9 protein-coding genes are annotated in these 7,887 nt (G+C 67.6%); 6 read left to right on the plus strand and 3 right to left on the minus strand.

From position 1 onward, the window contains the following. Nucleotides 1-2 precede the first annotated feature (2 nt). Nucleotides 3-140, minus strand: coding sequence for a hypothetical protein (locus tag ABW137_RS00615; RefSeq protein WP_526395816.1), 138 nt, complete (start codon nt 138-140; stop codon nt 3-5). A 135-nt stretch (nt 141-275) separates the two neighbouring features. Here ABW137_RS00615 and ABW137_RS00620 point away from each other — a divergent pair, with 135 nt between their 5' ends. Then, nucleotides 276-1,097, plus strand: a complete 822-nt coding sequence (locus tag ABW137_RS00620; protein ID WP_526395817.1) for a helix-turn-helix domain-containing protein — start codon at nt 276-278, stop codon at nt 1,095-1,097. Between the two features lie 7 nt (nt 1,098-1,104). Here the strand turns inward: ABW137_RS00620 and ABW137_RS00625 are convergent, their stop codons facing one another. Continuing rightward, nucleotides 1,105-1,866: an SDR family NAD(P)-dependent oxidoreductase gene (locus tag ABW137_RS00625; protein ID WP_526395818.1), complete on the minus strand. Its 762-nt coding sequence runs from the start codon at nt 1,864-1,866 to the stop codon at nt 1,105-1,107. Between the two features lie 263 nt (nt 1,867-2,129). Between ABW137_RS00625 and ABW137_RS00630 the strand changes: the two genes are divergently transcribed. Beyond that, a complete protein-coding gene (locus tag ABW137_RS00630; RefSeq protein WP_526395819.1) occupies nt 2,130-3,473 on the plus strand; it encodes a hypothetical protein in 1,344 nt (447 codons plus the stop codon). Between the two features lie 52 nt (nt 3,474-3,525). Beyond that, nucleotides 3,526-3,909, plus strand: coding sequence for a PNPOx family protein (locus ABW137_RS00635; protein WP_526395820.1), 384 nt, complete (start codon nt 3,526-3,528; stop codon nt 3,907-3,909). On the opposite strand, the gene ABW137_RS00640 is transcribed toward ABW137_RS00635, so the two are convergent. Continuing rightward, nucleotides 3,888-4,991 carry a glycosyltransferase gene (locus ABW137_RS00640; RefSeq protein WP_526395821.1) on the minus strand — a complete coding sequence of 368 codons (1,104 nt, stop codon included), beginning with the start codon at nt 4,989-4,991 and terminating at the stop codon, nt 3,888-3,890. The genes ABW137_RS00635 and ABW137_RS00640 overlap by 22 nt on opposite strands. A 93-nt stretch (nt 4,992-5,084) precedes the next feature. Between ABW137_RS00640 and ABW137_RS00645 the strand changes: the two genes are divergently transcribed. The 3 genes from ABW137_RS00645 to ABW137_RS00655 all read left to right on the plus strand — a co-directional run. Then, entirely contained in the window at nt 5,085-6,020 is a 936-nt protein-coding gene (locus tag ABW137_RS00645) for a WcbI family polysaccharide biosynthesis putative acetyltransferase (protein ID WP_526395822.1), read from the plus strand. Continuing rightward, a complete protein-coding gene (locus ABW137_RS00650; RefSeq protein ID WP_526395823.1) occupies nt 6,017-7,033 on the plus strand; it encodes a glycosyltransferase family protein in 1,017 nt (338 codons plus the stop codon). Before ABW137_RS00645 ends, ABW137_RS00650 begins: the two co-directional genes overlap by 4 nt. Then, nucleotides 7,030-7,887: glycosyltransferase (locus ABW137_RS00655; protein WP_526395824.1), on the plus strand; the 858-nt coding region annotated here is incomplete at its 3' end. The genes ABW137_RS00650 and ABW137_RS00655, both read left to right, overlap by 4 nt.

Genomic DNA, 7,887 nt, shown 5'->3' on the forward strand with positions numbered 1-7,887 from the left:
CGTCACCAGCACATGGGATGAGTCTCGCTGAACGTCGAGTCATCTTGATCGGGAACGGTTTCCGCCGTTTCCGAGCACTCATTCACCAGCCGCAACGTCGGCTGCTGTTCGTCCTCGTCGGGCCGTTCGGTCTTGGTCATCGTGCTTCCCCCGGTTAGTTCCACTCCCTCTCTGCAACGTAGGTCTCCTGGGCGTCGTCGGGCTAAGTAGTCCGCTACGCAACATCGCCGCACGGGAGGTCAGTAGGGCTGCCCTTCCCGCATCACAATGGACTGATGGACAAGGCGGCCAGTCTGCGAGCGTTCCTGACCTCTCGTCGGGGAGCGATCGATCCAGCTGCGGTCGGTCTGCCGCGCTCGACGGTGGCCCGCCGCAAGTCCGGGCTGAGCCGGGAGGAGGTCGCGGTACTCGCCGGGGTGAGCGTGCACTATTACGCGCGCTTGGAGCAGGGCCGGGTGGGCAACGTCTCCAATCAGGTGTTGACCGCGGTGGAGGACGCGCTGCGACTCGACGATCTGGAGCGTGCGCACCTTCGAACGTTGATCGCCGGGGGCGACGCGCCGCGGCCGACACCCGTGAAGGCGAAGGCCCGACCGGCGCTGCGGCTGCTGCTCGACGCGATGCACGGCGTCCCTGCGATCCTGCAGGGTCCGCGGCTCGAAGTGCTCGCAACCAACCGGGCTGCCCGGATCTTGGTGGCCGACTTCGACGCCATGCCACCCGCCGAGCGCAACGTCGCGCGGTGGATATTCTGCGATCCGGCCGCCCGGGTGGTGTATCCGGACTGGGATCAGGTCGCCGCGCCGGTGGTTGCAACGCTGCGAGCCAACCTCGACCCACGCGACCCCGACGAGGAACTCGAACAGCTGGTCGGCGAACTGTCGCGCGCATCAACGGATTTCGCTCGCTTCTGGGCCGACTACCAGCTCTACGAGCACGGCCACGGCAAGAAGCGGTTCTTCCACGACGCCGTCGGCGTGATGACGTTGAACTACGAAACCCTCAACGTCCCAGGCCGAGACGGCGTGTTCGTCTCGACCTACACCGCCGACGCAGGCTCACCGTCGGAGCACAGGCTGCGCACCCTGCTGGGCTGACCGACGGTCACGGCTGGTCGGTGGGCCGGATGACGATCTCGTTGACCGCGACTCGGCGGGGCCTGGTCACCACGTATCCGACCGCCTCGGCGATGTCCTCGGCGTGCAGCGCCTCGACCTCACCGAACATCTCGGTGAAACCCTGTGCCTGGCCGTCCTTTTGGTCGAACAGCTCGCTCTCGGTACGTCCCGGCTCGATCACCGAGAAGCGCAGATTGCGGGTGGTGAACTCCTGGCGCCACGCCTCCGTCGCCGCAGTCACCGCGAACTTGGTGGCGTTGTACATGGCCACCTGTGGCGCCGCGACGCGACCCGCCACCGACGAGATGTTGACGACGTCGGCCACCGATCGTGGACTGTCGGCTGCGGCCTTGAGCAGATGCGGCAGAGCGGCTTTCGTGACGTACATCAGCCCGCGTAGGTTCACGTCGACCATGCGGTCCCACTCCTGAAGCGGCGAATCCTCCGACGGGCCGTTGAGCATCACCCCGGCGGCGTTCACCAGGGTGTCCAACCGCCCGAGCTCCCCAACGGCCCTGGCGACCGCAGCTTGGGCAGCAGATGGATCGGTGAGGTCGGCGGCTATCGGGACTGCCACTCCGCCTGATCGCGCGATGTCGACGGCCAACTGTTCGAGCCGATCCGCGCGGCGGGCGATCAGTGCCACGGCCGCCCCCTCGTCCGCCAGCCGGCCGGCGGTCACCCGACCGATGCCGCTGGACGCTCCACTCACTAGCGCGACGGTCCCGTCCAGTTCCTTCTTCGTCATCTTTCGCTCCCTTGATCTCGATCGGTTTCCCTACGCATCAGCACAACGCACCTCCGCGCCTGACCTTCCGGCCTAGCAAGCACGCCATTGCCGCGTACTGACAGGGCGCGATAGGCGGGAACGGGCAGACCGGCCCGACCGACGGCACTAAGTCACCAACTGTTGACATGTCGGCGACGAACGCATAACTTTCAAGTCACCAACCGTTGACATGATCTAGCTCACACTCGACGGCGGTGACTCGGCCCGGCAAAGGAGCACTCGTGGAATTCTCGGCTCGCTCATATCTCACCGCTGGAATGTCGCTGACCGCGGCGACCGCGATCGCGCTCACGCCGCTCGCGATCCCCTCGAACGACCTTCGCGTGGACCTTCCGCGTGTCACGGTGGCCGACGTCCGGCTGGCCGTCGCGCCCACCGACATCGAGGCGCTCGTCGCCAACCTTCAAGCGGCCCTCGGCGCGGGCTCCACGGCTGTGGCAGGCGCATCCGGCATCCCGGGCCAGGCCCTGATCGGGACCGTGGACAACATCGTCAGGCTGATCAACCTCGGCTTCGGGGGTCTGATCGACGCAACGGGCGACCCCAACGTCGCCGCGTCGTTGACCATTCTGAAGACGCTGTCCTCCGATGCCTTCGCAAAGCTCGCCGAGAACCTCCGTCGGGTCAACCCCATCATCACCTCGACGACCGCAGAGGTTGGCCAGCTGTTGACGACGGCGCTGACCGGTTCGCTGCAGAACGTTCTGATCGCGGCGGTCAACGTCGCCAACGATCCGCTGTCCTTCGCGAGCTACGCCGGGCTGTTCTCCGCAGGCGTCGCCAGCGGCCAACTGATCGCAGGCAACGGCATCCGCGCGGTACAGAGTGTTGGAGACGGCGTGCTCGACTTCGCGGTGATAGCCAACCAGGAGTTCACCTTTCAGATCAACAATGCCGCCACCCGGCTCGGCGACCTCCTCGCCCAGATTGGTGCCGCCACCGGCAACCCGATCGTCGAGGCCATCATCGGCACGGTCCGCGCCCTGGCGATCGCTCCTGCACTGGCCTTCGTCAACGCCGGCTCCGCGGTGTTCGAGACGGTCGTGACGACGGCCAAGGCTGGGTTGGACGGAATCCTCGGCGGGGCGGCCAACGTCATCAACCCGATCACGCCTGCACCCTCGTCCATCGAAACCGCGTCCATCGAAACCGCGAGTCCGAGGGCCGTGACGAGCATCCCGGAGCCGACGCTGCTAACCAGTTTCGGCGTCCCACCGGTCGACGAACTGAGTACCGAGCCAGTACCCGAGGTAATCACCGAGCCGGTGCCAGAGGTCGAGCCGACGGCCGTCGAGCCACCCATCGAGACACCCAGCGCTCCAACGGATGTCGCGGCGATGCAAAGCCGGCCCGAGAGCAGCGCCGCCACCGTCTCCGCCACCGTCTCCGAACCCGTCACCGAGCAGGCACCGTCCGTCGACGACTCCACCACGACCACGACGGACGACTCGCGCGAGAAGGCAACAACCAAGGCTGCAGCGACCCCGGGCAGGCAAGACGGCACCGATGGTGGGGCGGACACCGATGACGGCACGTCAAGCCCCTCCGACACCGACGACGACTGATCCGTCCCGCGGGTTTCGACGATTTGCATCGATCAACGGCGACAATGGCAGGGTGTTCACCGACGCCGAGTTCCGCTTTCTCGACTCACGTCGCCAGGGCCGCCTGGTGACCATCGGCCAGGACGACGCTGCGCAGGTCCATGCTGTCGCCTTCACCGTCGACCGTGCGGCCGGATCGGTCGAAATCGGCGGAGCCAGGCTGCGCGAGACGGAGGCCTACCGCAACGCCCGCCGTGACCCCAGGGTGTCACTCGTCGTCGAAGACCCGTCGTCCCCGTTGCGGGGATTCCCCGAACTGCAAGGCCGCGGCGTTGAGATCCACGGCCTTGCAGAGCTTTCCGAGCGTTCCGGCGGTGACGTCATCCGAATCCGGGCCGTGCGCCTTGAGCAGTGGAACATGGATGACGAGGGGCATCACAGTCGCTTCGTGTCCTGACCCGGCGACGCCGCCCCAGCCATCGGGTCGCGATCCCGAGCCCGGGTGAGAGCGCGGCGATAGAGCTGCGTGGTCGCGTCCCGGACACGACGGCGCTGCTCCACGCGCGCCGCACGTCGACGTCCGTCGGCAGCCGACGCCCCGCGCGACAGCCGAACGGCCTCGGAGACGGCGGCGTGAAAACCGTCCGCGTCGAAACGCCCAGCACCGTAACCAAATACGGGATCGAGATGTTGCCGGTGGAAGTAGCCACAGTCGGGTACCGCGGCCTGCACGCCCGCATCGTGGCACGCCTCGATCCACCCGGAGTGGGTCCCGTGCCGGTACGGAAGGACAAGCACGTCCACCTCGGAGAGGTAGTCGACCATCTCCCGATCGGTGAAACGACCGTGCATGCGCACGTCGACGCCTGCGCGCCGAAGTCGATCGAGGCGTTGCGCGGAAACTTCTCCGGCTCGCGGCGAGCGCAGCACTTCGTCGTCCAGGTCCAGTCGCACGATCGTGCCCGCATCTCGGCAGTCGATCAGCGCCTCGACCAACGGCCACGGGTCGACGTTCGCGCGCAGGTTCTTGGCGTGGATCCCGATGACGGTGTGGTTCCGCGTTGCTCGCGGGGCGCCGATGGCATCGAGCGGCAACACGTGGGGGTGCGGCAGCACGAGGGCCTGCCGACCCCAGCGCCTGGCGATCTCGTCGGCCGCGCCGTCGGTCAGCGTGACGACCTTCGTGGCGGCGGGCAGCAGGACACCGAGGCGCTCCTCGTGCGCGGATTGATCCGTGAAGTGCGGATTCTCGAGATCATGCACCGTGACGACGAGGGGAACGTCGTGTTCGGTGAGCAGGTCGACGACGTCGACGAGTTGGTCCGGCGGAATCGCATCGAATCCGAAGTGGACGTGCACGACGTCGATCTCGTCGAGCTGGTGGCGCAGATAGGCGGGATCGAGCAGCCGCGGTGGCCACCACTGGCCCGGCTCGGTGGCCCCCGGCGGGGTCGGGTCGGGCAGCAACGTCACCCTTGCGGTGTCGACGACGGAGACGACATACGGATGTGCGGCGGGGATCGAAGCGACGGTCAACACGGTCTGCCAATCGGACGAAGGCGGGCACAATCAATCGCCCTGGTCTAGACGGGTTGCGCTCTGCAAGGTTTACCAGGCCCCCCCGCCGTGAACATGTCGGGCGTGACTGATTCCGGCCGTACCCGACACTACGGGCAGTTCTACGGCTGGCCCACCGGCGACGATACCCGGCCATTGTGGCTGGTCATCGGCAATTGCCAGGCCGAGGCCCTGCGCCAGGCACTCGACTCGGTGCCCGATCGCCCGTTTCGGACCGTGCGGGTGCCGCCCGTCCACGAGCTCGCCGCCTGCGACCTCCCCCACCTCGACGAGCTCCTGCGCCAGACGGCGGCACTGCTCAGTCAACCCATCAGGCCCGACTACCGCGACCTCCCGCTCGGCACCGGCCAGCTGGCCGCCGCCGTGCCCGCCGGGGCGGCAGTGCTGCGGTGGCCGGTCATCCGATACGCCGGTCTCTACCCGTTCCAGGTGATCGTCCGTCGCCCCGCCGACAGGTCCGTCGTTCCGCCGCCGGTGCCCTATCACGACCTGCGCACCGTCGCGGCGGCGCTCGCAAACCGCCCGCCATCTGAGCCCTGGGACGTCGACGTGGAGCCAAACCGATTTCGCGCGGTGGCCGAGGCGAGTGCGTCCTCGTTGGCCGAACGAGAGCGGCGCGACACCGACGTCGGCGTATCCGACGTCCTCGCCGCGGCGGGAAGCGATGCCGCACATGCGATCAACCATCCCGGCAACACCGTGCTGGCGACGCTCGCGCAGCGGATTCTCGCTGCGATGGACGTGCCGGGGAGCGTTTGCCTCGGCGAAGATCCCGTCCTCGGATCGGTGTACGTTCCCCTGGAACAGCGCGTGCTCGACGCGCTTGGCGTCGCCGGGCAGGCCCGTACACAGTGGTGGTTTCACGGCGAGGTACTCGACCCCGACGAGGTCCATCAGGTCCAGATGCGTTGGTACCGCGACAATCTCGACTTCCTACAGCTTGCCGTCGACCGGCACCGGCCCACCATGGATCTGCTGGGACTCGCGTGAGGGAACCGGTCGTACACCTCATCGTTGGCCCTGAACGCCACGGCGTCGTGCGCTTCGGCGTCGAATTGCAGGCCGCCCTGGAAGCGGGCGGGGTCAACATCGAACGGGTTCGGGCCCCCGACCATCGTGCTGCGCGGGCCCGCGCCGTCAGGTCGGGCCAGGGCGTGCATCTACAGTTCACCGATCGACTCTTCGGCTCCGACGCCCGTCAGGCAGTGGTAGCCGTCGGCGAGCTGGCCGCGGAGGTCCGCCGTGGTGGCGGACGGGTCACCGCGACCCTGCACGACCTTCCCCAGCCCTCCGATGGTGCCAACTACGGCATCCGAGCTCGCGCCTACGCGTCGCTGGTGTCTGTCCTCGACGGTGTCGCCGTCAGCAGCGAACACGAACGAACGATTCTGTACGACATGGGCGTTCAGCAGCGAGCTGCCGTCATCCCCCTGCCCATTGCTCCGCCCGTCTGCGGTCCCCCCGCGTCGCGCCTGCCGCCGTCGGTGGCCGTGTTCGGGTTCGTCTATCCGGGCAAGGGCCATGTCGAGGTGCTCGATGCGATGGCGGATCTTCCGAGCAACGTACGCATGATGGCCGTCGGCGAACCGTCGGCCGGGCACGGTCATCTCGTCGACGAGCTCGAGGTGATCGCGCGCGCCCAGGGGCGACCGTTCACGCTGACGGGGCACGTCTCGGAGAGCGCTCTGGTGCCGCTGCTGCAGTCGGTGACCGTCCCGGTCGTGCACCATCGACACGTCTCGGCATCCGGGTCGTTGAATTCGTGGATCACGGCAGGTCGGCGACCGTTGGTTCCGGCGACCCGCTACATCGGTGAGCTCGCCGAGCGCAACCCCGGTGCACTGTGGCTGCACGACGATGATCGGCCGAGCCTGTCTGCGGCGATCCGCGCCGCGCTCGACGAACCATCCGCGACGTGGCTGCCGCCGGGCCTGGTGTGCTCGCCGACCCCGGCAGCCGCCGCGGCCGACTACGGCCACCTCTTGCGCAGTGTGCACCGATGAGCTCCACCGCGATGACGTTGACCGACGGTCGCTTCGTCGTCCCAGCCAACCGATGGGATTTGGTGGCGGGCAACCCCCTTCGCCCCGCCAGCGTCGCGGTGATCATCCCCCACTACGAACAACCGCGCCAGCTGGCCATGGTGGTGCGCGCGCTCGAGCTCCAAGATCATCCGGCCGAACTGGTGGAGGTGGTGGTCGCCGACGACGGGTCAAGGGTCGCCCCGGTCGTCGCGGGCTCATCCTTGGACGTGACGGTGTTGCGACAGGAGGATCTGGGATTTCGGGCTGCCGCCGCACGCAATCTCGGTGCCGCCGCCACCTCCGCGGAGCTGCTCTGCTTCTTGGACGCCGACACCATTCCCGAGCCCAGTTACGTTCGCAACCTCGTTCGGCTCGCGTCGATCCTGCCCGACGCGGTTTCGGTGGGTAGGCGGCGGCACGCCGATCTCACGGACTGGACACCGGACATGCTCGAGAGCTGGTGGTGTGGTGTCGCACGTCCCCCGGTGCTTACCGAACCCGAATGGCTGACGCATGCCTACGCCGTCAGCGCAGACCTGCTGAACGCCGACGAGCGGTCCTACCGTCACGTGATCAGTGCCGTCATGTGTTGCAGCCGCACGCTGTTCGACGACATCGGCGGGTTCGACGAGACGTTCCGCGAGTACGGCGGCGAGGACTGGGAATTCGCGCACCGTGCGGTGGTCAACGGGGCCGTCCTGCACCATGCGCGTGATGCCGTCGCATGGCATGACGGACCCGATTGGAGTGACCGCCAGGTCACCGACCGTACGACGGTCAAGAATCGCGAGGCGCTGACGCTGGCGCGGTTGATCCCCGATCCACTGGCTCGG

It is taken from the genome of Mycobacterium sp. (assembly GCF_040509115.1).
GTDB lineage: Bacteria > Actinomycetota > Actinomycetes > Mycobacteriales > Mycobacteriaceae > Mycobacterium.

Bases quoted from the DNA above. Each gene is read 5' to 3' on its own strand.
- ABW137_RS00625 (WP_526395818.1), bottom strand. From the start codon at position 1,866: ATGACGAAGAAGGAACTGGACGGGACCGTCGCGCTAGTGAGTGGAGCG.
- ABW137_RS00620 (WP_526395817.1), top strand. From the start codon at position 276: ATGGACAAGGCGGCCAGTCTGCGAGCGTTCCTGACCTCTCGTCGGGGA.
- ABW137_RS00645 (WP_526395822.1), top strand. From the start codon at position 5,085: ATGTCGGGCGTGACTGATTCCGGCCGTACCCGACACTACGGGCAGTTC.
- ABW137_RS00615 (WP_526395816.1), bottom strand. From the start codon at position 140: ATGACCAAGACCGAACGGCCCGACGAGGACGAACAGCAGCCGACGTTG.